21 protein-coding genes and 1 tRNA gene are annotated in these 22,492 nt (G+C 59.4%); 8 read left to right on the forward strand and 14 right to left on the reverse strand.

Annotated elements, in window-relative coordinates; translation table 11 throughout:
• Positions 1–11: 11 nt before the first annotated feature.
• From BW919_RS06410 to BW919_RS06420, 3 genes are all read right to left on the reverse strand, one after another.
• Positions 12–1,184 carry a radical SAM protein gene (locus BW919_RS06410; protein WP_088336190.1) on the reverse strand — a complete coding sequence of 391 codons (1,173 nt, stop codon included), beginning with the start codon at positions 1,182–1,184 and terminating at the stop codon, positions 12–14.
• A gap of 42 nt (positions 1,185–1,226) precedes the next feature.
• A complete protein-coding gene (locus tag BW919_RS06415) occupies positions 1,227–1,568 on the reverse strand; it encodes a P-II family nitrogen regulator (protein ID WP_088336524.1) in 342 nt (113 codons plus the stop codon).
• Between the two features lie 66 nt (positions 1,569–1,634).
• Positions 1,635–2,873 (reverse strand): ammonium transporter, encoded by a 1,239-nt coding sequence (locus BW919_RS06420; RefSeq protein ID WP_157666128.1) that lies wholly within the window; start codon positions 2,871–2,873, stop codon positions 1,635–1,637.
• Between the two features lie 168 nt (positions 2,874–3,041).
• Between BW919_RS06420 and BW919_RS06425 the strand changes: the two genes are divergently transcribed.
• The 4 genes from BW919_RS06425 to BW919_RS06445 all read left to right on the forward strand — a co-directional run bounded on the left by BW919_RS06425 (position 3,042) and on the right by BW919_RS06445 (position 7,050).
• Complete coding sequence (locus tag BW919_RS06425; RefSeq protein ID WP_088336192.1) at positions 3,042–3,626, forward strand: nucleoside recognition domain-containing protein; 585 nt, start codon at positions 3,042–3,044, stop codon at positions 3,624–3,626.
• Positions 3,623–3,952 carry a hypothetical protein gene (locus BW919_RS06430; protein WP_088336193.1) on the forward strand — a complete coding sequence of 110 codons (330 nt, stop codon included), beginning with the start codon at positions 3,623–3,625 and terminating at the stop codon, positions 3,950–3,952. Before BW919_RS06425 ends, BW919_RS06430 begins: the two co-directional genes overlap by 4 nt.
• A gap of 99 nt (positions 3,953–4,051) precedes the next feature.
• Positions 4,052–4,333, forward strand: a complete 282-nt coding sequence (albA, locus tag BW919_RS06435) for a DNA-binding protein Alba (RefSeq protein WP_088336194.1) — start codon at positions 4,052–4,054, stop codon at positions 4,331–4,333.
• 674 nt (positions 4,334–5,007) lie between these two features.
• Positions 5,008–7,050 (forward strand): hydantoinase/oxoprolinase family protein, encoded by a 2,043-nt coding sequence (locus tag BW919_RS06445; protein WP_088336196.1) that lies wholly within the window; start codon positions 5,008–5,010, stop codon positions 7,048–7,050.
• A gap of 392 nt (positions 7,051–7,442) precedes the next feature.
• Here BW919_RS06445 and BW919_RS06450 read toward each other — a convergent pair.
• The 7 genes from BW919_RS06450 to BW919_RS06475 form a co-directional block, all read right to left on the reverse strand.
• Positions 7,443–7,539: transfer RNA gene (locus BW919_RS06450), tRNA-Cys, on the reverse strand.
• A 45-nt stretch (positions 7,540–7,584) separates the two neighbouring features.
• Positions 7,585–9,042 (reverse strand): hydantoinase/oxoprolinase family protein, encoded by a 1,458-nt coding sequence (locus tag BW919_RS06455; protein ID WP_088336197.1) that lies wholly within the window; start codon positions 9,040–9,042, stop codon positions 7,585–7,587.
• Between the two features lie 69 nt (positions 9,043–9,111).
• On the reverse strand, positions 9,112–9,537 hold the full coding sequence (locus BW919_RS06460; RefSeq protein ID WP_088336198.1) for a hypothetical protein: 426 nt from the start codon (positions 9,535–9,537) through the stop codon (positions 9,112–9,114).
• A 1,227-nt stretch (positions 9,538–10,764) separates the two neighbouring features.
• The gene (locus tag BW919_RS06465; RefSeq protein WP_088336199.1) at positions 10,765–11,892 is read right to left on the reverse strand and encodes a hypothetical protein; all 1,128 of its coding nucleotides are present in this window, start codon (positions 11,890–11,892) and stop codon (positions 10,765–10,767) included.
• A 464-nt stretch (positions 11,893–12,356) separates the two neighbouring features.
• The gene (locus BW919_RS07945) at positions 12,357–12,644 is read right to left on the reverse strand and encodes a hypothetical protein (RefSeq protein ID WP_157666129.1); all 288 of its coding nucleotides are present in this window, start codon (positions 12,642–12,644) and stop codon (positions 12,357–12,359) included.
• Positions 12,622–12,864 carry a hypothetical protein gene (locus tag BW919_RS08000; RefSeq protein ID WP_198324592.1) on the reverse strand — a complete coding sequence of 81 codons (243 nt, stop codon included), beginning with the start codon at positions 12,862–12,864 and terminating at the stop codon, positions 12,622–12,624. Before BW919_RS08000 ends, BW919_RS07945 begins: the two co-directional genes overlap by 23 nt.
• A 262-nt stretch (positions 12,865–13,126) precedes the next feature.
• Positions 13,127–14,260, reverse strand: a complete 1,134-nt coding sequence (locus BW919_RS06475; protein ID WP_088336201.1) for a hypothetical protein — start codon at positions 14,258–14,260, stop codon at positions 13,127–13,129.
• Between the two features lie 397 nt (positions 14,261–14,657).
• On the opposite strand from BW919_RS06475, the gene BW919_RS06480 reads away from it, so the two are divergent.
• Entirely contained in the window at positions 14,658–15,725 is a 1,068-nt protein-coding gene (locus tag BW919_RS06480) for an endo alpha-1,4 polygalactosaminidase (protein WP_232452871.1), read from the forward strand.
• Between the two features lie 130 nt (positions 15,726–15,855).
• Positions 15,856–17,145 carry a hypothetical protein gene (locus BW919_RS06485; RefSeq protein WP_088336203.1) on the forward strand — a complete coding sequence of 430 codons (1,290 nt, stop codon included), beginning with the start codon at positions 15,856–15,858 and terminating at the stop codon, positions 17,143–17,145.
• A gap of 230 nt (positions 17,146–17,375) precedes the next feature.
• On the opposite strand, the gene BW919_RS06490 is transcribed toward BW919_RS06485, so the two are convergent.
• Positions 17,376–17,729 (reverse strand): hypothetical protein, encoded by a 354-nt coding sequence (locus BW919_RS06490; protein WP_088336204.1) that lies wholly within the window; start codon positions 17,727–17,729, stop codon positions 17,376–17,378.
• Positions 17,730–18,129: 400 nt separating this feature from the next.
• On the opposite strand from BW919_RS06490, the gene BW919_RS06495 reads away from it, so the two are divergent.
• Positions 18,130–19,047 carry a TIGR00269 family protein gene (locus BW919_RS06495; protein ID WP_157666130.1) on the forward strand — a complete coding sequence of 306 codons (918 nt, stop codon included), beginning with the start codon at positions 18,130–18,132 and terminating at the stop codon, positions 19,045–19,047.
• Here the strand turns inward: BW919_RS06495 and BW919_RS06500 are convergent.
• The gene (locus tag BW919_RS06500) at positions 19,039–19,779 is read right to left on the reverse strand and encodes a DUF4234 domain-containing protein (RefSeq protein WP_088336206.1); all 741 of its coding nucleotides are present in this window, start codon (positions 19,777–19,779) and stop codon (positions 19,039–19,041) included. The two genes, BW919_RS06495 and BW919_RS06500, sit on opposite strands and share 9 nt — an antisense overlap.
• 3 nt (positions 19,780–19,782) lie before the next feature.
• On the reverse strand, positions 19,783–20,970 hold the full coding sequence (gene larC, locus BW919_RS06505) for a nickel pincer cofactor biosynthesis protein LarC (RefSeq protein WP_088336207.1): 1,188 nt from the start codon (positions 20,968–20,970) through the stop codon (positions 19,783–19,785).
• Positions 20,971–21,042: 72 nt separating this feature from the next.
• Between larC and BW919_RS06510 the strand changes: the two genes are divergently transcribed.
• Complete coding sequence (locus BW919_RS06510) at positions 21,043–21,369, forward strand: MJ1244 family protein (RefSeq protein WP_088336208.1); 327 nt, start codon at positions 21,043–21,045, stop codon at positions 21,367–21,369.
• Here the strand turns inward: BW919_RS06510 and BW919_RS06515 are convergent.
• A complete protein-coding gene (locus BW919_RS06515) occupies positions 21,366–22,337 on the reverse strand; it encodes a V4R domain-containing protein (protein ID WP_088336209.1) in 972 nt (323 codons plus the stop codon). The two genes, BW919_RS06510 and BW919_RS06515, sit on opposite strands and share 4 nt — an antisense overlap.
• Positions 22,338–22,492 lie beyond the last annotated feature (155 nt).

Raw genomic sequence — 22,492 nt, forward strand, 5'->3', positions numbered from 1 at the left:
AAGTTATCCCTTCACCGGCGCACCGAGACCTTCTGGGCGTGCACCCTACGGAAACCCAAAGATCTGGCGTACTCTTCCAGCTCGACCATGTCCTCGTACTTGGGAAGTGGCAGATCTCTACGCCGAAACTCCGGTCGATAGTCCAGGTAACACACCTGGACGTCCTCTCCCAGGCGCTCGTATAACCAATCCGTCAGCGCGAAGACCTCCTCCTTGTCGACCAGTTCGGGGTTGTACGGTATCCCGACACCTACGAAGACTCCCTCCAGGTATTCGTCCGCCAGGTACTTCAGGATCCGTAGCACCCTATCTACGTACTCGTCCGCCTCCTTCACGTCTATCCCGGCCACCTCTGCGAACGTCTCGGGACGGAACCCCTTCACGTCTATCCCTATATCCGTCATGCCCGCCTCGACAAGCTCGTCAACGTAGTCTGGGGAGAGGACCGTACCGTTCGTGTCGACGTGCACGCGGAGATCGGGCCCGCCGTACTCACGGCACTTCCTGACGAATTCCACGAGGAACTCTCGGTTCAGCGTCGGCTCCCCACCGGAGATCGCGACGCGGTTCACGCCGTACTCTCGGGCCGTCCCGAGCAGCAGTCGGGCCGCTTCCTCCGGCCGCATCCGCGCGCCCATTGCTGCTCCGAAGGCGATCGAGTGGTTCTGACATTGGGGGCATCTAAGGTTACAACCGTGCGCGAAGCACGCCGCCTCGACATAGCCCGGCTTGTCTTTCAGTTCGACCGGTGTTCCTACACCTCCTACTGGATGCGGCTGGAAACCGCTGACGACCCGGATCCTCCGGTCGACGTCCTCCGACTCGACTTCGTCACCCTCGGTGAGCTTGGAGTTACAGGCCGGAACCACCTCGCCGTTGATCCGGACAGCGCACGCGTAACAACCTCCCACACCGCACGGGGCATCTACTTCATGTCCTATCTCCTGGAGGGCCCCCTCCACCCACTGGGATTCAACATCCACTTCTTCTCCGTCCATCCGCACCGTGATCGGCTCTTCCTCGACTTCGACTAATCTGCGGGCGCCGTACGGGCAGGCCGGAACGCACGCGCCACATCCGACACAGTCCTCACGGTTCCACACAGGATCACCGGCGGGGCAGTCTACAACCTGGGAGCAATAGCCGCAGTGTTTGCACCCGACCAGTCGGACCTTCCGGGCCAATCCATACCCTTGAATTATGAGGGGTGTAAGGGAAGAAGTTCGTTACGACAGTGCGTCCTCACCGCGCTCTCCGGTGCGCACGCGGACGGCGTCCTCGATTGGGATGACGAAAATCTTACCGTCACCTGGCCTACCCGTTCTCGCGTGCTCGCAGATGATGTCGATGACCTTCTCGACGTCCTCGTCGTCCACTACGATCTCGATCATCACCTTATCCAACAGATCGATCCGGTACTCCTCGTCACGGTACCGGTGTACGATTCCCCGCTGTCGACCACGACCCTTCACGTCGATCACGGTCATACCCGGGTAGCCGGCCTCATCCAACGCCTCCTTCACCTCGTCCAACTTCTCCGGCCTGATAACGGCCTGTATCATCTTCAACCCCATTCGCCTCCCCCGGTCCCTGGACCCGCAGGGGACGGTATATAAGGGAAGACAAGGCGCGGTTTACCGGACTTCGAATTCCGGATAAGGTGACGTGGAGAAGAGCGCGTCGTCCAAGCCCTCCCTCTCCGCCTTCTCTGACACTCTCAGACCCACAATCGCGTCGATTGCCTTGTAGACTATCAACGCCGTTACCGCTGAGTACGCCATACACACCAGTACGCCGGCGATCTGCGCCGTGAGGCTCACGCTACCGACACCTTCGAGCACCTTGGCACCAAAGATTCCGGCTGCGATACCTCCCCAGGCACCGCACACTCCGTGTACCGGGAACGCTGCGACCACGTCGTCGATCTCCAGCTTCTCCAGCATCCGGAACGCCGGCTTAATGATCAATCCCGCCACGATGCCGGTGATCAGGGCTCCGATGGGGCTCATGACGTCGGCTCCCGCACAAATGGCCACGGCTCCCGCCAGGATACCGTTTGCAGTCCATAGCGGGTCGAACCGCGAAACCAGACCCGCCGACAGCAGGGCACCACACATCGCCAGCGTGGTGTTCGCGGCTACCAGCGAGCTGATCCACGACTCGTTCGTTGGGTCGTAGAGCACCGCCGAGCTACCCACGTTGAAACCGTACCAACCTACTACCAGCATCAGCGTACCAAGGAACACGTGTGGGATGTTGTGTCCCGGGATCGGTACCGGCTTACCGTCCTTGAACCTCCCGATCCTCGGACCAAGCAGCCATGCCGCGATCAGGGCGACGGTGCCTCCGAAGGCGTGAACCACGGTCGAACCGGCGAAGTCGTGGTACGGTTGGCCGAAGACCTTGGCGAACAAGCCGGTGTCGCCGCCCATCCAGCCGCCGCCCCAAGTCCACAGCACGAAAATCGGGTACACCACCGCCGAGAGGACCAGTGATCCCAGCATGTAGGCCTTGAAGTCCATCCTTTCGGCGACGGATCCCGAGATGATTGTCACTGCCTTGTTGCAGAACGACCATTGAAACAGTGCGAACGCCAAAGCGTAAGGTAATATCGACTTCATCGGGTCGGCAGCCCATGCTTTGGCCGAGAATAGGTTCGACAGCCACCACCCGAATCCCTTTGAGTACTCGGGGAACGCGATCACGAAACCCAGTAGCATGAACGCGATGGCTGTGATCCCCACATCTACCAGACACTTCATGAAAATCGAGGTTATGTTCTTGCTACGGATCTGACCTGATTCTAAGAACATGAAACCTACTTGCATCATTACGACGAGTACCATTGCCCAGATCAGGGAAAAAGATCGCACCCGGTCCCTGAGCTCCCCACGTCGCGAGTACTCGGTATAAATCGCCCATGTCTGCCGGCAACGATCTCCCCCCAAGAATTTCCGGCTCTTCCCTCCGGATGGGCTTGACTATTGGATTTATCCTACGATCATTTACCGGAAAAATTGACCGGAAAGAGGGTGCCGGTAATGGACGTCATAGGGCTCGTCGTACACTACCTACTGGTGATCGCGAAGGTGGCACCTCTCGTATTCTTGGGGTTCTTTTTGGCTTCAATGATGATAATCCTCCGAGTACACGAAAGGTTAGGAAAACTGATGGGTAGGAGGCTAGCGAGGCTGGGATTGACCCCCGAAGCCGCTTCCGCGATGGCGGCCTCGCTCGTGAGTCCCAGCGCGGGATATCCCGTATTAGCCGAGTTCCGGCGTGAAGGTCGCCTGGACGATCGTGACGTGGTGTTGCTAGTCGTCGCTACCACGTTCCCTACTACGGTGGGCGAAATGTTCCTGAAGGGGCCGTTCTTCGCGGCCCTGGCAATACTCGGCCCGAAGCTAGGAACGGAGTACATGGGTGCGCTCTTCGTCACCGCGCTGCTCCAGACGCTCCCCGCCCTGATACTGTACGGAGTGCGCTCCGGCGACGGTCCCGATATCCGTCTGCCGTCGACGTCTCGTGACGACATCCCACCCTTCCGCGAGGCCGTGATCGAGGGGCTACGGCGTGCGGCCCGGAGGATGAAATACGTCCTACCCAGGATGATCGGGATCGGGTGATCCTGGCGGAAGTCCTTCGGTCGTGGGTCCACGGAGGCCTCGGTCCGGTGGTGGCGATCATCCTCGCCAACGTCGGTCACTACACGGTCGGATACGCCACGGCGGCGGAGCTGGTCCACAGAGGAGTGCTCTCGGATAGCGAAGCGGTGGCGGCCCTGCTCATCGCGGGATGCGCCAACGTCCTGATGATATTCTTGAAGGCGTCGTTAGCGACGTACATATCGATCTTCGGCTCCAAGCTTGGTCTTCGGGCGTGGGCCGCGAACTTAGGATCCAGTATCGGGGCCCGGCTCCTAATGGCGTACGCGATACTGAGGTGGTCGTAGCTGGGGAGTCAACTTTATAGGACCGAACGCGGCGGCTCGGTCCGCCTGCGAAAGACACCGCCTGCGGTGATAGGGAAGAGATGCAAGCGGGGTGTTCTCGTGGCTGAGGAGAACGTAATCTACGTCGGCAACAAGCCCGTAACCAACTACGTCCTGGCGGTGATGACGCAGTTCAGTGAAGGCGCCGACGAAGTGAAACTCGTCGCTCGTGGTCGTGCGATCAGCCGTGCAGTCGACGTCGCTGAGTTCATCAGGAACAACGTCATGCCGGAGGTCGAAGTCAAGGACATCGAGATCGGCACCGAAGAGATCGAAACGGAAGAAGGTGATACCATCAGTGTGTCCACGATCGCCATCACCCTGGCTAAGCCGCCCGAATAACGCCCCTCCTTCCCCTCCCATGAGAGTACCCGATTCACCTGATCTCCCATCCGTAAAGGACCTGATAACGCGAAGTCAGGTCACAATGGACGCCGATCAGCCCCTCAAGTTCACCCGAAGACCATACACGGACGCAAGGTGAACAGGTTGCCCGTCGCCGAGCGTGTCTCGACTCGGTCTTGGACGTCGCAAATGCTACGTTCGTGGACCTTCATCCTGGGGAATTGAGGTCTCGTAGGCCATGTCATCGTCCGTGATCATCTCATCCAGAATCATCTCATCAAGAGCCACTGTCTTCGACGCCACCCAGACCATGCTAACCCACGATATCTCCGGGCTTCTTGATGGCGACCGCCTCGTCGGGACAATCAATGAGACCGACTTACCGGAGCTCGTGCGGTCCGAGGACACGGCACTTCACATGGTCAATGGTCCGATCACGGTGTAGGACGGTACCAGCCTGCTTCAAGCACGTCGACTCATGTTCGACGTGATGAGAACGCCGATCTCCGCACGGACCGACTATGGTCTGATCGACGCCGCCGAGCTCATCGCCCGGAAACGGGTCCTCGGGTCCGGTGATCAACTACCAGGACTGATCTCCTGCACCTATTTGGAGGTGGCCGGCTAATTCTTAACCTCCACCAACCGCTCGTCGGACGGGCTCACCCGGGATGGTCGAGCGCGCCGTCGGCATCGATGTAGGAGGAACTTTTACCGACTTGGTGGAGTACGACGGACAGGAGCTCCGTGTCCGGAAGGTCCTGTCGTCCCCCCGGCGGCCCGAACGGGGCTTCACGGAAGCTCTTAAAACCATCGAAGCTAGTCCAAGTATCGTCCTCCACGCTACGACTATCGGAACCAACGCGTTTCTGGGTCAGAAGGGAATTGAGTTGCCAGAAGTTGCTCTTGTGACGACACTCGGGTTTCGCGACGCGATCGAGATAGGACGGCAGGTTCGTCCCCAGACCTACTCGTTGTCACCTCAAAAACCAGAACCGCTCGTACCTCGACGACTCAGGTTCGAGGTCAAGGAGCGTACCTCACCCGACGGCGAGATTATAGTACCTGTCGACGAGGACGAGCTCCGCCGCATCGCCCGCCGCATCTCGGTCGAGGGCGTCGATGTGGTAGTTATCGCCTTCCTCCACGCCTACGCTAATCCGGCCAACGAGTGCAAGGCGAAAGAGATCTTGGAGGAGGAGCTCGATGATGTCGAGGTAGTATGTTCACACGAGGTATGTAACGAATACCGCGAGTACGAGCGGACTTCGACGACCCTCGTCAACGCGGTCTTACGGCCGATCGTCACGGAGTACGTCGAAAGGACTTGGGACGTCGTCCGCGACGCCGGTGCCTCTGAGTACTTCCTGATGCAGTCGGACGGGTACGCCGTGCCGGCCGAGCTCACCCTCCATACTCCGGCCAAGCTCATCGAGTCGGGTCCCGCCGCCGGAGTCGTCGCAGCCCGATACCTGGGTGAAACACTGGGCAGGGATCGCTTGGTCTCGTTCGACATGGGAGGAACGACGGCCAAGGCCGGTACGGTTGTTGAAGGTCGTTACGAGGTGACTAAGGAGTACGAGGTGGGTGGTGAGGTACACAGGGGTCGTAGGATTCGTGGTTCGGGGTATCCCGTTCTTCATCGCTTCATAGACCTGACGGAGTGTAGCGCCGGCGGCGGTACGATACTTTGGATCGACGAGGCCGGCGCGCTCCGGGTGGGACCGCTGAGCGCCGGAGCCGACCCGGGTCCGGTTTGCTACGGGAAGGGAGGTACGGACCCTACGATAACCGACGCCAACGTCGTCCTGGGACGCCTCAACCGACGTGCCCTTCTCGGCGGCGAGATGCCCATCGACGCCGAAGCCGCCGATCGTGCGCTCTCGGAGCTCGCGGACGAGCTCGGGCTCGAGCCGGAGGAAGCCGCGTATCAGGCCCTGCGCCTCGCCGTCGAGGAGATGGCTCGGATCGTGCGTATAGTCACGGTGGAGCGCGGCCACGATCCCCGCGAGTTCTCGATGGTCGCTTTCGGTGGTGCGGGACCATTACACGCGGCGGAGCTGGCCGAGATCTTGGAGGTCGAGGAAGTAATAGTGCCCTTGCACCCTGGCGTGTTCTCGGCGTACGGACTCCTCGCGGCTGAGGTCGCCTGGGAACACGTTACCCCTATCATGAGGACGCTCGAGGAGCTCGACGATGAGGAGTTGCGCGCGGTCGTGAGGAGCACAGCGGAGAATGCGGCTAAGCGCCTACCGAAGGAGCCGGACGACGTTCGGATCGTGGTGGAAGCGAGGTACCGCGGGCAGGCGCATGAGCTCGAGGTTCAGACGGGGCCGGACGTGACGACAGACGAGCTCGATGAAGCTTTCCACGAGCGGCATCGCAACGTTCACGGGTTCCAACTCGATGCTCCAGTAGAGATCGTCAACGTCCGCGCCATCGCAGTGATTGAACGGAAACCACCCGAACCGAGTCCGCTCAAGAAAGGTGGGGAAGGGAACCCCGAGCGTGCACTCTCCGGAACCCGGGAGGTGTACTTCAAAGAGGAAGGTTACCTGGAAACTCCTGTGTTCGACAGAAACACCCTGAGAGCTGGTGATATCATCGAAGGACCGGCGGTAATCGAGCAGTACGATTCGACCACTCTCATACCGCCCGGCTGGAAGGCGCGTGTTCACGAGTCAGGTGCTATTCTGCTCCGCCGGATCGAGTGATACGAGAACACCCTGAACGTGCTCTCACACCCTCTCATCCATAACCATCGGATGCGTCGGAGTCCTGGTGGACCCTTGAGGTCATCCCCGCACCGCCGATCGTTTCAGTGATGATGATCCTAGGTGAGGTAGCACTGTGCGTGATCTACGGCCACAGGGTGGCCGATGCTGTATCGGAAGTAAGTCAGTCTCTATCCTCGCACTGGCATGGACACGTGCGATCCATGGAGGACCTAGCTGTGAGGATCGTAGAGGAACTCGGGAGATCGCTCGGCTGGGAATCGGAAGAAGTGCGACGATGGCAGGCGATCGTGCGGACCATTGGTGATCTCGCAAGGAGGGGGACTTATCTGATTCCTGGATATTGTTACGCCTTCCATAACGATTCCGGATGGAGCCGCGGCCGGGATTTGAACCCGGGTAACGGGATATCCGCCGGGACTGTGCCTGGCTGCAGTCCCGCGCCCAGCCAGGCTAGGCTGCCGCGGCGACCATCCGAACCGTGGAACCTGTCCACCCACCAGTTTTTAAGCCTTACCCTGGTGAGGGTGGCTCAACGCCGGGTGTTCTGTACAAGTATACCTCGGCCCACTGGCCCACGCGAACGCCCCCTCGTACGATCTCGAAGGCACGGACCCTGATCTCGTCGGGCTCGAAGCCGGCAGCTTCGGTGGCGAGCTCAACCAATTCTTCGCGACTGTACACGCGACCCCGATCGACTTTGAACTTCTCCCCCGCGGGAGCGACGTGTCCGTACCCTCGCTCGGTATGTACGTAGACGACGGCTTCGCGGGCGCGGCGGGCGACGGCGCAGCCGACGGCGTTGCAGACATCGTGGTAGGGAACCACTTCGCCGACTCCGGTTAGCTCGCGGAGGGCGGGCGCGAGGGCACCGGCCCAGAGGACGGGACCGTCGTACGTCTCGAACCTCCGAAGCAACTCCCGACGTAGAGTTTCGAGAGTATCCTCGGCTACCTCGTGGGGATCGCCAAGCTCGCGAAGAACGCGACGAGACTTACATGGATCGCCGTCTGGCTCTGGATCGTGGTACCCGGCGACGACCAGGGTGTCGGTCAAGGTGGGTTCGGAACCGCCGTAGCAGGCCGGGGTGGCAGTGTCGTCTGTGATTCTCTCACCGGTGAGGACGACGTTGCCGCCGTACGGGAGAGAGCGGACGTTGGCGGCTCGGACGGCGGTCGGGTACCCGAAGAGCTCGGCACCTTCCTCGATGGCCGGGCGCCCGTCACGGGCCTTTGTAATGTCGATGGTAGCACCACCTACGTCGGCGAGTAGGAAGTCATCGAGACCTGTGAGGTAAGCAGCACCTAGGACGCCGGCAGCTGGTCCTGAGTGAAGGACGTTGACAGGAACGCGGAGAGCCTCTTCGGGGGTCTGGAGTCCACCGTCACCACGAAGCACGCCGTCGACGCGACCAAGGGCTTCGAGAAATCGGCGGGTGATCCGTTTGACGCGGGCGCTGAGTACCGCTGTGGCGACGCGGCGTGGGAAGTTACCGTAAGGTATGTGGTAGCCGGGGATCGTCTCGACGTAGGCATTTCGGTGAGCTTCGATAATCTTCCGCTCCAGATCCGCGTTACGATGGGAGTACTTCGCGACGACGGCTAGGGCGTAGCCCCTTTCTGGAGGCTCCACAGCGTCTAGGTCTGGTTCCTCGACGACTTCACCTCGATGGTCGACGTAACCGGGAAGAACGTCGGTACGGTCGGCTAAGTCGAGGAGGGGGTCGGGGTCTAGGCCAGGACCGGGGATAAGGACGAGGTGAACGGGGTCGGTACGACCGCGTGTAAGGGCGTTGATCGGAAGGGTGGTACTAACACGTCGCTCGTCGGCGTCAAGCGTACGGAGAGCGTGGCGGGTCGGTTCGAGGAGCTTACCGTCTCGCGGTACCTTGACGCGATCCTCGACTTCTCCGTCCTCGAGGACGACGGCGTCGACGTGAGTGCTGCCAGTGTCGAGACCGAGGATGCGCATGCTCAGTCCCCCGGTGACGGGGAGTCTCGGTGCGTGACTGTGAGCGTAGTGTGCGTCTGGGCCGGTAGACTAATCATCGATCTGGAGCTGGAACTCCTCCTTGACTGTGCCGTAAGGACCCTCGTAGCGAACTACGAGCCGGTACTTGCCAGGTTCTTCCGGTGTGTGGAACTCAAACTCCACCCAATCGTCGGCCCAAACCTCGGGCTCGCTCAGGTCGATACGACCTAGTCCGGAGTTTTCGGCACCGTTAAGACTGAATTCTAGAGTACCCTCCCACAGAGGACCGCCGCCGCGAAGAGTGAGTAAATAAGGTCGAATGAACACTATTGCTGACGAACCGGCCGGGGCCGAGACTGGTGCGAAGATCTCGAGCATCAGCGCTACTCCTCGGACGCGTGAGATGACGACGGTCGGAACGTACTTAAAACCCAGTCGAGCCATCACTCTTTCCCACTCCAGCCACGCGTCCTCCTCTGGATCGATTGGAGTCAATCTCCGGCCCCCTTCGACCCCGTTTGGGCGACGGCGCTGGCCCTTGGGCTCCGCCCTGTTTCTCCAAGAAAAAGCCTTGCGGACAGTCAAAGCGATCACAAAGCGATCACAATCCGCGTTTAGTGTACAAATGGCCGCATGATGTTCGCACGGCAGTTCGCCCCACGGTAACTGGTCGTGCCCGCATGACGCTGCGAGAGTTATGGGGAACCCGTTCGGTCGACGGTGGATCTTGATCCGCAGTTGTTCGTCCCTATTCTCAGCGACACCGATGCAATGTACCGACGGAACACCCACGTCCGCGCAGCTTCCGAGGCCGATGAGAGACACTGCGAGCGACGCACGTGCGATATGATCCAGTTCATACCGTGGATGTAGTCCATCACAACCCATCGACTAGGACGGCGAGCTGGACTGGAAGCATCGAACTTTCGGCACCGGGGCTTCCGTCATCCGCGCGGACTTCCTCATGACCTCTGTGGTACCACGGTCTATACCCCGCCGTTCGAAGCCAGCCGTGTTCTGACCTCGAGTATCGAGATCAAGAAGGCCGCCACGAGCTCCGATGGTCCGTTGCGCAGCGCGCTATGTACCCGAAGCTGCTCCCAGCTCGGATGCGTGCCTCTCGAACTCCTGTGGGCCGTGACGCGCGTCCCACGTGGCGACGAACATCAGCCCACGATTCAGAGGGCCCCCGAATCGGCTCAAGATGCGATGGTCGGCCTCGGATCCTCGTCGTGGACGTGCGGATCGGCACCACGAGTTCCGGATCATCCACGTCCACTAGACCGGCAGGTCGGTCGGAGAATAGGAGTAAGTGCCTATGTTCCCCTTCCACGGTAGTCCTCACAAGGTAAATACTTCGACTGCTAGGACGCGGGATTGAGAGTGTGACGGGATGTCGGAGGTCGAAGCGAGGTTGGCTCGCAGTCCCGGCTATGAGTAACTGGGTACGCACGCCACTCGACGCCTCAGCAATAAGGGACGTCCTCACCTGTCGGTAAGCCGACCTGTCATCGGAATGTGCTTCCGCGGAAGTTACGGCTTCGGAAATTCGGGCATGCGGGTGGGTGGTTGTCACTCCACGATCCTGGTCGGCGCCTAGTGACCTTTCGATGCGGGGTGCGGCGCACGAGATCGGACCGGCGCTTGGACTGAAGGTTAAAGTTCAAGTGAGTTTTAAGTAGCATAAGCTGTCGCGGCCGCACTGTCGGTGAGGCGGTCATGTCAGCCGATCATCCTCCGAAGTGTCTCGACCGATGACCTTACCTCCTCCCCTCCACCGGCCGGGAGTTCCACACCACCCAAACCTAGCGCCGAGGCACGCTCGATAACCTCGTCCGCATGTTCCACTCCGATGAGGTTCTGAATCCTCTTGATCCTCGAGTACAGACTCTTCTGAGCACCTTTCTCTTCCCACAGGGGGTCGTACTCCTTTGGCTCTATCTCGATCCATCCCACCCTTACCGTCGCTCCCGAGTTCAGGATGTTCCCAGCAAGCTCCGTCGGCCGTGACAGAACCTGTACAAATTCCGCGGCCCTCTCCACGGTGTCTACGAGTATGTCCGATATCCATTTCTCCACCTGCTTGTCCTCGATTTCTAGGGCTGCGATGACTTCCTCCAGGTGTCCGTTGAGGAGCTCCAGTTCCTCTACGGGGCCGAGCTCGAGGTCCTCCAGAGGCTCGACCAGCTCTTCGAGTGAGAGAATCCTGTTCGCGCACGTGTGGCAGAGGAGTGCGAAGATAGCCCAAACCCGAGCCGGTGATGCGAACCTCGGGACGATGTCCCCGTATTGAATCTCCAGCGACGAGAGCGCCTCGACGATGCATGGATCCGTATCTACCGCCTTGGCTACGAGCTCTGCGGCTTTCCCGAGGTCCTCGTCCTCCAGTAACCCCTCCGTACACGCTATGAGCGCGGCTTCTACCATCAATGGACCCGCTACGGTTTCTAAGCAGGGTTTTTCGAGGTACCTAGGTACTGCCGACAGGAAGGTACGGCGTAGCTCCAGTAGGTATCCGAGTGCGACGTCCGGTGTTTCTGTAACTTCCTTGAGGGCTACGTGAAGCTCGAACACACCGCTCAACGACCATCGGGTGACTCGCTCCACGGCATCGACTAGCGTATCGGGGTTATCCAGGACCTCTTCTAAAAGGAACCGAATCGGATGAACGTGATGGATTTCTTCCCCCCGAAGTACGCGGACGAGCGGTTCGTCCGAGCCGAGCGTCGAAATCATCACGCACCGAAAGAGCTCGAAGTCCTCGAGCACCTCACAGGGTTCCGATACCGCGGCGTGTAACTTCTCCAGCACCGACGGTTTCGGACGGATCGGAACCTCCCACCACTTCAACCGACATTCCCCGGTACTCCGGTCGACGTATTAGGGTATAAGATATTACAACAAAAATTACAACAATTAAGTTTACAGGAACGTTCGGTCGGGTGGTCGTGGTCTTAAGAGAGATATCATGTGCGGGTAGGAAGCTGGTACGATCCCTCGACTGGTGAAGTCAGCCTCTGGAGGCAGGCGCCTCCTCATCCCTTCAGCGTCTGGGACGTTCTTCATCCGTGGAGAATTACCTTGAACCGAGCGACCTCTCGAGTAGGTTCAGTAAATTGGACCACTTCTTGTAACCCGAGCTCTCGGACGAGCTCCCAGAAGGCGGGTTGGATCTGAGCCTTACCACTTCGGACCCACCCCACAAGCGCCTCACGGACCGGTGGAACGAGATTTGGCCCCCTTATAACCTGTGAGATGAGATAATCCGTCGAAAATCTTTCGGGCTTCACACTACAGTGCTCATATACATGGTCTCATATGCGAGTTCGGGATGGTTGGCTATCCCATAGCAGTACTCGCGCACACCGAACGGTGGTTAGGCTCGGAAAGCTTTCAGGGCCCCGGAACGTTAGGGTAATCTCCCGGTCGTCGACGCGCTCCCTGAACTCGGCGATCAAACCCACTGAGAGCGTCTGCATGGCCGATCTCAAGGCGACGAGTTCCCAGAACTCCGCGAGTGTCCCATCGTCCTTGAATAGATCGGCGGCTAGCCAGGGACACGATATCCCCACCAGAAACCTAGATCTTCCGAGTCCTTCCACAACTTCCGTGCCACTGAAGCAGCGTCCGAGATGAGGCTACGTCTCGAGGGTAGTCTCTCACACGGTCGTCGAAATCGGATGCACCGTATACGGTCGTGGGAATGGTGACCTCGGAGAGCACCTGTAAACCGTGCTCCGGACCTACTAGGTCTTCACTCAGACGTTCCCAGCGGCCGGAGATGAGCTCCCACGTGGCGGCTCCGAACGCGGTCAGGTTCATTACCACCGTACCGGGAGCCCGCGGTCCCCATAGCGGCCGGGGCAGGACTATATGACATAAACCACCAATAGCCCCACTTAGGATGGTACGGAGGCACACTGAGTGGCTTCCATTACATCCAACGCTACCGCGCCTATATCGACGCTGCGTCGCGTGGTGTAAGGTACGCGGCCGTACTCCCACCCTCATGGCGCGATATCGGTTAAGACCTTCCCTCGGTGATCCGGGATCCTCGTTTGCAGTCCTCTAAGTGGAGCGTGGTTCACTTCATCCTCCTCTTCCTGAGCTCCTCGATAGAGTCGTTGAGGAGGTCGTCAAGTGCGTCGTCACCCACTAACTCAACCGCTTCCACAGTATCCAAATCGTACAACCGCTTGACCGCTTCGCTCGCTTCCTCCTCCATGAACTCACGAACACGCTCCACGACCGACTCGTGTACGTCCTCCTGTGGACCCGGTTCCCAGAGTGGGTCGTACTCGCTCGGTTGTATCTCTACTTCGTCCAAACGGATCACGGCACCCGCTCCTAGCATCTTCACCGCCAGCTCCTCCCATCGGGAAAGGGTGTTCGCGAGCTCCAACGCATGTTCCACGCTGTCCACTAGAATCGAGCTCACCCATCGCAGAACCTCCTCGTCGTCGACCCTCAACCCGCCTACCACTTCGTGAAGTACTTCCCGCACCGAGTACTCTATTTCATCTATCGGCCCTGATTTGAGCTTTTTCAGCGGTTCCACCAGTTCCTCCGGTGGGATGGCACGGTTCACGCATGTGTGACATAGCAGTGCGAAGATAGCCCAAACCCGAGCCGGTGATGCAAACCTCGGGACCAAGCTCTCGTACCGTACCCCCAACTCCGGAAGGAGCTCTAAAACACGCTCGTCCACACCCACTCCGTCGGCCACGTACTCGGATGCTTCCTTCAGATCTTCACGTTCCAAGAGTCCTCCCGCGCACGCCATGAGCGCGACTTCTACCGATAGTGGTTCCAGCACGCCCTTCAGACCCGGGTCCTCCAGGTATTTCGGGGTCTTCCGCGCGAAGAACCGCCGTAGCTGAAGTAAATGTAGGAAGACTATTTCCGCAGGATCGACGGTGCTCCTCAGTACCTCCCAGAGCCTAGATACGTCGCTTATCGCATAGTGTATCAGCCGCTTTGCGGTTTCCGCCATCGTACTCGGGGTATCCAATACCTTTAGGAGAAACCGGACAGGATGTGTCTCCTCGATCCCACCACCATTCAGCAGTCTTGCGAGACCCTCACGGGACCCGAGCGTCGAGAGCACTACCCGTCGGAAAATCTCGAAGTCCCCAAGGGCCTCGCATGGCTTCGGCATCGCCACGTGTAGCTTCTCCAATGCGGATTCTTCCGGTTGGAACGGGTCGTTCCGATCCAACACGATCCCCCGTAGACCTATGGTAGCACGTTCAGCTTACAAAGCTTCGAAAGCCCCGCCTCCCGAGGCTGAACTCGATCGCCGGAGATGGAATCGGAAGAGTGGGAGTACCGGCTTCCAATCGCTGATTATCGGTTATAGCATTGAAGTCTCGGGACAACTCGGACTTAAGATTGTTGAAACCGATTGAAAGACTTTGGATGCGATCTCGGTTCCCGGGACCCGGTTCAGGAGAGGGTCGGAGACCGACTCGGAGCTAAACTCGGGAACTTTTCCGTCACCTTACGGGTTCCTAATCTAGGGTGATGGGATTAACCTCCGGAAAGTACCGTCACGCCGTGAGAGAGTCACATCGTGGAGTCCAGGACCGCCGGATCATCGAAGGGTTTAACCTTCCGTGGGAGCGGCGTGTATAGGGGTCTCCGAAGTGCTCGGTACCGTACTCCTGGCTACTATCGCTTGGACGATCCAGGACCACGATCAACCCTTCGCCACGTACTGGCAGGAGGTGAATTTTCGGGAGATCCTGGAGCGACACCCGCGCACGCTTGTCGTCGATCCTTACTGCGGTCCCGAGGATAGACCTTGGACCGAGGATGAGCTCCGTGTCCTTCGAGAGCATGGCGTGAAGCCCGTCGCGTACTTGTCGCTCGCCATGGTCGGTGAGCACCAGACGGACTTGTACCATCTCGCGGAGGAAAAGGGGCTTCTCGGTCCGTGGGACCCGTACTGGGAAGGTGACCGTGCGGTTCGGTTCTGGGAGCGTACTTGGCTCGACGCCCTCTGCACTAAGCTCGAAGAACTGCGACATCTAGGTTATGAAGGGGTGTTCATCGACATTGTGGATCCGTGGACTCTGGACTGGTACGTTAAGTGGTTCTGTCGTGAGACCGGTGAGGACGCGGAGAAACTGCGTGAGCTAACTTACGATGCACTCGAAGAACTCGTTCAGGTGGCACTACACCTCGGCCTCGAAGTCTACGTGAACGCCGGGGGCGCGATCTTCGACCTTGAACTCGCCGAGCTCAAGGAACGTTACGGGTTCAAGGTCGTCGTTGAGGACGTGATCACCGACGACGAAGGTAATTTCGTCCCGGACGACGTATTCCGTGATTACCTGCGCGCCCTCGCACACTTAGGCTCGGGTGCGTACGTGATCGAGTACGACCTGATGGTGACGCCCGAGGTGAACGAGCGGCTCGAAGAACTCTTCACGGAGACGGAAGTGGAGGCGGTGTACGTGACCTCTCTCGACCACGATCGACTCGGGATCGATATAGTCCCAGTCAAGGTCCCGGTGAACTCGTCGGACACCTCGAGGGAGGAGAAAGTGTCGTACACGCGGGAGAGCGAGGAAGGCGTGGAGAAAACCACCATAGAGGAGCTCGTGGAAGAGGGTAAGGAGAGACTGCCGGTGATCCCGATAGTTCTATCGGCGCGTCGACGATGCCTATCGCATGAGTAACACCATGGCTCCTTCCACTTCACGAAAAATCCCCCTCCGAAGCGCGGTGCGTCTCGGAACTCGACGGCACCAATGTGCCTCGAGGAGACGCGAGATGGGTCGCACTGTGACACGGTCCTGGGGTTCGGGCATGTGGTCGCCGGGGGCTCCGGTCCGTCGGCTCACCGGCTCGTTGTGTTTGGTGCTCGTAGAAGAGGCTACTACCGTGCCCACGTTCCCAGGCGCGCTGTACGTTCTGGACCCACCCAGTGAACCGGGACGACTCCGTGAGGGTCCCGAGCTCACCGACGAAGAGGGAAGATCCGTCGTCCCGTTCGTGGCCCTCATCGAGCCGCCGCTACGAGAAGTCATCCGGGTCGAAGGGATAACTCTCCAAGTACACCCGGACGCCGCCGTTCACGTGGACCCTGATCAACCGGTCGTACTAACAGGATACGCGTGCGACAATCGCTACACCGTCACCGCCTCCCTTCCGTTTCGCTCCTTCCTCGTAGCACTGGATCACGCCCGCCACGGACCACCTGATCCCTACGAACTTTTCGAGGCTTTTGCGATCCTGTACGATCCGATTCAGGCAGCTGCCTTCACTCTGAACGCCCGTGGTCATGCACTCTTGATCGACGAGCACGGGGTGAACGAACATAGTGTACTCTACACGACCCCGCCGGGTCACCCCGGACCCGACTGCGTCTCATCCCGGTACGCGCGGCCGAGTGACTTGCAGGGGACTCCGAAGCACGTCACCGGCAACGAGCCACCCATCCTCCCACGCGACAGTTACCTCGATCTACTCGCCAGGACTCAGTTGATCACCGGTGTTCCGGAACTCGGACGCGTCGACTTCCGTATGCTCGAGAGCGTGCACGAGTACGTTAGGCCACTCCTTACCACGATCCACCTAGCACACCATTGGGAAACGAGACAGGTTCACGAAGAAATCGGACGCCTCGTCGCCGATGTTCTCAGGGAACATCTTCACAGAGAAGTCGCCGATGCTCACAAGCGGGCGGTACGCGCCCTCGGGTCCAGATATCCAACTCCGGCTTACACTCCCGACGCCCGTGTCCGCTGGGCTCGTCAGCTTGCCGGGCTAGCCTCTGACCGCGTCCTCACGAAGGTGCAGGATTTCGCCCGTCTCGTCGCCCACCATCGACTCGTTAACCGTCTTTGGACGTTAGCCGATACCGTAACGCTTCTCGGATACGAGAAGTGCGTGGATCTCGTCGAGATGGCATACAGCTACACTGAACACGACCTCCCAGGACACGAGATCGAGAGGCTTCTCCGGCCCTGGATCGACGTACTTCGAGACCCCCACTATCGACGTTTGGAGCGAGGAACCTCACCGCCACCCAAGTTGCGGCTCGTCGAACCCGAGAGGCCCGAGGACTTGCTCGTGTGTTACGATCGTCTGCTGTGATCCGGCTACCGGAGGCTCGGGCCGGATCGTGGGAAGGGGGATCTAGAAAACCTTTACCGATAGAGTTCCGATAGAGCTGGTGTGCTCCCGACACCGTCAGGGCCGTCGACGCTCGTGAGCGGTCCCTTGCGACACGTCCGTCCGCTAAACCTGGCTTCCTTAATACCCCCCTCATACGGTGCAATGCGAACCATCGTAAGATAGTTTGCATTAGACCGAAATCTCCAGTATTAAACTTCTTCTAAGGCTTTCAGTAAATTCTCCGCCTCAACTGACTTCGTCTTCCCTAACACCCTCTCAATGGCTTCATCCTCGTCTTTGATAGTATAGATGGCACGTCCAGAGACCCGGTTCGACTCTATTAATCCTTCTTTTTTGAGTCTACTTGCTAAGGAATAGATCTTGTGTTTGGTCACGTTATCGTAACCTAACTCACGGAGAACTTTTACGATTTCATCACATGTCATTCCCATATTAAATTCCATACATGCCACACATATAGTCGCTAAGACAGCATCAGTTAATGATAACTTACCGCTTTTTAACGCTTCTTTGACCTTTATTAGTCTCTCATCTTCTGACAAGTGGGTGGCCCCCCCATAACTCCAGATTCCGACGCGGAGCCACCTATCCTCGTAATGTTGCTGTGGGATGTTCCATATATAAATCCCGCGGAATGTCTGTTGGCTATTTGTAATGGGTTGGAAAATAGCAGGATAAAGTGTGTGATTGTGTGGTCGAACGTTTTCTCGACGGAGTGTAACATCTGCTTACTATTCCATCAAACCTTCATGATGGGGTAGGTTACCGTCAATGTTGTAGGATCGAGGGAAGCTCGGCCCTGCCCAGTCCTGTCATCCCCTAGTGGGTCGACGTTACAACCCTTCCCCATCGCCGGCGGATACGTATACTCGCGTAGATAGAGTTTAACCGATTCCGCCCATCGTTTCGTCCGTCGTAACGGCGGGGGAGGGGGAGGGTTCGGTGCGTTGTACGCGTTGCGGCGAGCGGAGCGCCGAGTACAAGCGTCCGTACGCGGGTGACGCGGTCTGCGGTCGGTGTTTGGTTGGACTGGTTCGGGATAGGGTGTTCCGCGAGATCAGACGGTGGAGGTGGTTCCGACCGGGACAGCGGATCGTAGTGGCCCTTTCTGGTGGTAAGGACAGTTCCCTAGCCCTGCGGCTCGTGACTGAGTACGTGGAACCGTTACCGGACATCGAGGTGATCGCGTTAACGGTGGATGAGGGAATCCCGGAGTTCCGGGAAGCGTGTATATGGGCGGCGGAGCGGGTCGCAGACGAGCTCGAGGTGGAGCACGAGGTTGTCTCGTTCGAGGAGGAGTACGGGTTCGCGCTGGAGGAGGTCGTGGAAGATGTGGACGTACCCGCGTGCACGTTGTGTGGCGTCCTGCGGCGACGATTGCTGAACAGGCGGGCTCGGGAATTAGGGGCGGATGTCGTGGTGACAGGTCACAACCTGGACGACGAGGCGCAGGCAGCCCTGATGAACTTCGTGAAGGCCGACCTGGCGCAGCTGGCGCGGTTACACCCGGAGGTGAGGCCGGAGGACGGCCTGATCGTGCCTCGGGTGAAGCCGCTGCGAAGAGTGCTGGAGCGTGAGGTGCGATGGGTGGCGGAGGAACTCGGTCTACCGTTCCACGCCGACCCGTGCCCGTACGCGCACTCCTCGGTGCGATCGTTTTTCAGGGAAATACTCGACGAGATGGAAGAGAGAATACCGGACGTGAAGTTCGGGTTGGTGCGGGCGTTGGACAGGGCTGGTCCGGTATTGGCTGAGGAGTTTCTGGAGGATAGACTCGGACGTTGCGAGCGATGTGGCGAGCCGGCAGCTGGAGATATCTGCAAGGCGTGTGAACTGCTAGAACGAGTTGGGTTAGTCTGATAACGCTAGCTCGATGCTCTCGATCAGGTCGCGCTCGAGACGGCGGTGGGTTCGGAAATGACGGTTGGGATCCTGAACGACGGTGTACCACCAGTAGAGGCCGAAAATGCCGGCTGTTAGTATGGTGAGCACGGAGTACAGGAAGGTATTGCGGCGGGGTACAACGTAGAACGTCTCGAGCTCAAACGGTGGCTCGTACGGGTTCATGTCGAGTAGACGTGCGATACTCTCGAGGAAATCCCGCTCTCGGACCGAGTGTTCGTGGAAGTCTCTGTTCAGGAAGTGGTAGATGTAGAGAGCCACGAGCCACCCTATGGGCGGGACTAGGGTGAGGAGTGCGTAGATCACGGGGTTCCGGTGCTCGGTGCGGAGACGCATCTCCTCGAGTTCTGATCTCAGGATATCGACGTCGTACCCCACTCCGGCGAGGAGCTCCGTGAGGTATCGTAGGAACCCCATGGACCTCATCAAGTGCTCGTTCCTACGCTTGATCATGAGGTACACCATGTATACGGCAATCGGGTACCCGACGAGCATCTCAAAGAAGCCCAAGACGGCCAGGAACGCCCCGACAGCGTATCCTTGGAACGTTTTAGCTACTACGATAGTGGACAATCCCAGAAACGTGAGTACCTGCGGGAAGAAAGCGAACCACACCGGTACTATCCTGTCTTCTTCGCCGTAAACCGTGCTGTGTCCTCGGAGACCCTGGAGCGCTATCTCTGGGTCCACGGTTCATTCCCCGACCCCGTTCTCGTCATTACCATCATAACGCTTCCGAAGACCCCAGACTAAGCGGGCTCGGGTCAGCGGAGCGGATTCCCGATCGACCTCCCGGCGTACGTCCTCCCACTCGGGTTTCGCGTGATGCACGTCCTCGAACCGCGAGACCTTGACGCGGATCCCGTCGACGTCCACGACCCTCCGGTCGGCCGTGACGCGCGTGCACCGGTACACGCGGGCTCCTAACGTACCCGTCCAACGGAAGAGCTCCCGGAAGACTTCTCGTTCGATCCCTGGCCGATCCTCCGTCACGACTCGGATCACGAACCTCGGACGCCCTTTCTTCCCGAACCCGTGGAGGATCTCCACGTCACGCACACCTTCGAGCTGTAGCACGGCCTCGATCAGCTCACCGACCGCTTCCCCATCGACGTCGTCCACGGAAGTTTCGACGATCCGAACGTGCTCGTCGGATCCCCCGGGCTCGCAGATGAGCGCCCGGAGGACGTTCGGACGGTCTGGTAAGTCCCTGGCACCGGCCCCGAACCCCTGTCGCTTCACCATGTAAGGAGGTGACGGATCCGGGAGGAGCTCGTCGATCGTTCTGAGTAGAGCGGCGCCCGTGGGTGTGAGGAGCTCCCCCTCCCCCTCCCAGACTATCCCCACGTCCCATCCGGACAGTACTTCGACAACCGCCGGAGCTGGGACGGGAAGACGGCCGTGCTCCGCTTCCACAGTTCCGGAACCCACGTTCGGGGGGAGGACCTCGGAGGCTTTGGGATTAAGATCCTCGAGGAGCGCGGCCGTCCCGACGAGGTCCACGACGGTGTCAGACGAGCCGAGCTCATGAAGATGGTAGAGGTCACCGTGAACGCGTTCTTCGGCCCTCAGCAGGTACTTCAGGGCGAGTTCAGGAAGCTCGCGCCAGCGATCCTCGAGTACGTTCTCGGCGACCGTTTTCACGGATTCTCGGAGCTCGTCCGGATCGCGGAGATCTCCCTCAGCATCGACCTCCACCCTGACGGCGCGGACTCCGCGCTTCCGGATCTCGTGGACGTGCACGTCGACCTCGTGACCTAGAGAGGAGACCTCGTGCACGACCTCCTCGAGACGGTTCGGGTCCGCGCCTACGGCGATCAGAGCCCCCAGGACCATGTCCCCTGAGGCACCGGCCACCTGCGGGTCGAGTGTGAGGATCATCGGGAACACCCCGCGCCGCAGATCATAACGTTGTAAACCGATCGGTAACCTATCACGGTGGGGGTATCCGGAGTGAAGGAGGTGCGCCTCTTTGTGGATCCTGAAAACGTAGGACGCGTCATGAACGCGATGGCGGACGTCGGTGTGACGGGTTTCTACGCGATCGAATACCGGGGTGTGGCCCCGGATCGATGGGCCGGTTTCGAGATCCGTGAGGATCCCGAGAGTGCGATCAAAGCGCTAAACGACCTGTCGGAGCGGGCGGTGATGATCGTGACGGTGGTCCCGGAGGAGTGCGTCGAGAAGTTGAAGGACGCCGTCGCGGAGCGCCTGGCGGGTGAGCGATACACGACGATAGTAACCGACGTGGAGGAGATCCACGTGGAGTACGGGCGTTAGTGGAACGCACGCTTCACGGCATCGACGACACGTTTCGCCTTCCAAATGGCTCCTTTCGCCTTGACCACGCAAGTCCCCACGACCTCGCCTTCCTCGGCCGCACATCTCGCCTCCACAAGGCCCTTGAATGGTACTTCCCAGTGCTCTAGGATCTCGGCGAGTGCACCGCGGACCGCGTGACAAATCGGTCCCTTGAACGGCATTCCCGCGCACTCCAGGCACTTTTCGACGATGAACCTGTCACCTTCGAGGGAGTACGAAGATCCGCTTATCCCTTCGACGTACCCGATGAGCTCGTCTGGGTCTTCTGGATCTAACGCGTTGATGAACGCGCGGGCGTACAACCGACCCGCACGGAAGAACATGGGTCGGGCTACATCGCCGAGGGCGCACCGCAGGAGACCCTCAGAGACTATCTTGAACGCCGCAACCTCGACGGCGTCACGACCGTCGGCGCTCATGACGATCTCGATGTCCTCCGCCGTCATCTGGTCGACTTCGGTGCAGAAACCACCGACCTCACCCCGCTCGCCTAGGATGAACTCGCATCGCCTATCCCCTGTCGCCTCGCACGCCACTTGCGCTACGGACACTACTTCACCCAATTCGTGTTCCGCCGCCCGTGAGATGAAGCCCCGTAGGAAGTTGCAGACCGCTCCCTCGGCGTTCACGTATCCGAGGCATTCTGGACAGCTTTCGATGGCCACGTAATCTCGGTCCAAGTCGTAGTCCGCTCCGGTAAGCTCACAGAAGATGTGGAGGGCGTTCTCGAGTGTTTCAGCACCGAAGGAGCCTGCGAGCATCCTACCAGCTCTGAACACAGAGGCGCAGCTCCGTTCGCCCCCGAGCGAGTAGAGGGCCATCATCACCATCTTATTCGTCGCCAGAAGCTCCTCCGCGGTGAACACCGAGCCGACCTCCTCCGCACGTTCCCGCAAACTCTCTGGACTGAATCCGTCGTCTATCATGCTGCGAGTATCCCCCCTGTGTGCCGCGGCGCGATCACTCTGAAACGGTGAAATTTCCACCGAGCCGGACCGACCGCGCGACAGCTGTGAGCTTTCCAGGAAAAGACTTACCTCTTCCGGGATGGGGAGAACCCTTGGGGTGGAGGCACGCCAGT

The organism is Methanopyrus sp. KOL6 (assembly GCF_002201915.1).
In the GTDB taxonomy this organism is placed as follows: domain Archaea; phylum JAADCQ01; class Methanopyri; order Methanopyrales; family Methanopyraceae; genus Methanopyrus.

What these genes read in the sequence shown, in the direction of transcription:
- BW919_RS06485 (WP_088336203.1), top strand. Translation starts at nt 15,856, where the DNA reads ATGTGGTCGCCGGGGGCTCCGGTCCGTCGGCTCACCGGCTCGTTGTGT.
- BW919_RS06445 (WP_088336196.1), top strand. Translation starts at nt 5,008, where the DNA reads ATGGTCGAGCGCGCCGTCGGCATCGATGTAGGAGGAACTTTTACCGAC.
- BW919_RS08000 (WP_198324592.1), bottom strand. Translation starts at nt 12,864, where the DNA reads ATGAACCTGACCGCGTTCGGAGCCGCCACGTGGGAGCTCATCTCCGGC.
- BW919_RS06455 (WP_088336197.1), bottom strand. Translation starts at nt 9,042, where the DNA reads ATGCGCATCCTCGGTCTCGACACTGGCAGCACTCACGTCGACGCCGTC.
- BW919_RS06515 (WP_088336209.1), bottom strand. Translation starts at nt 22,337, where the DNA reads ATGATAGACGACGGATTCAGTCCAGAGAGTTTGCGGGAACGTGCGGAG.
- BW919_RS06425 (WP_088336192.1), top strand. Translation starts at nt 3,042, where the DNA reads ATGGACGTCATAGGGCTCGTCGTACACTACCTACTGGTGATCGCGAAG.
- larC (WP_088336207.1), bottom strand. Translation starts at nt 20,970, where the DNA reads ATGATCCTCACACTCGACCCGCAGGTGGCCGGTGCCTCAGGGGACATG.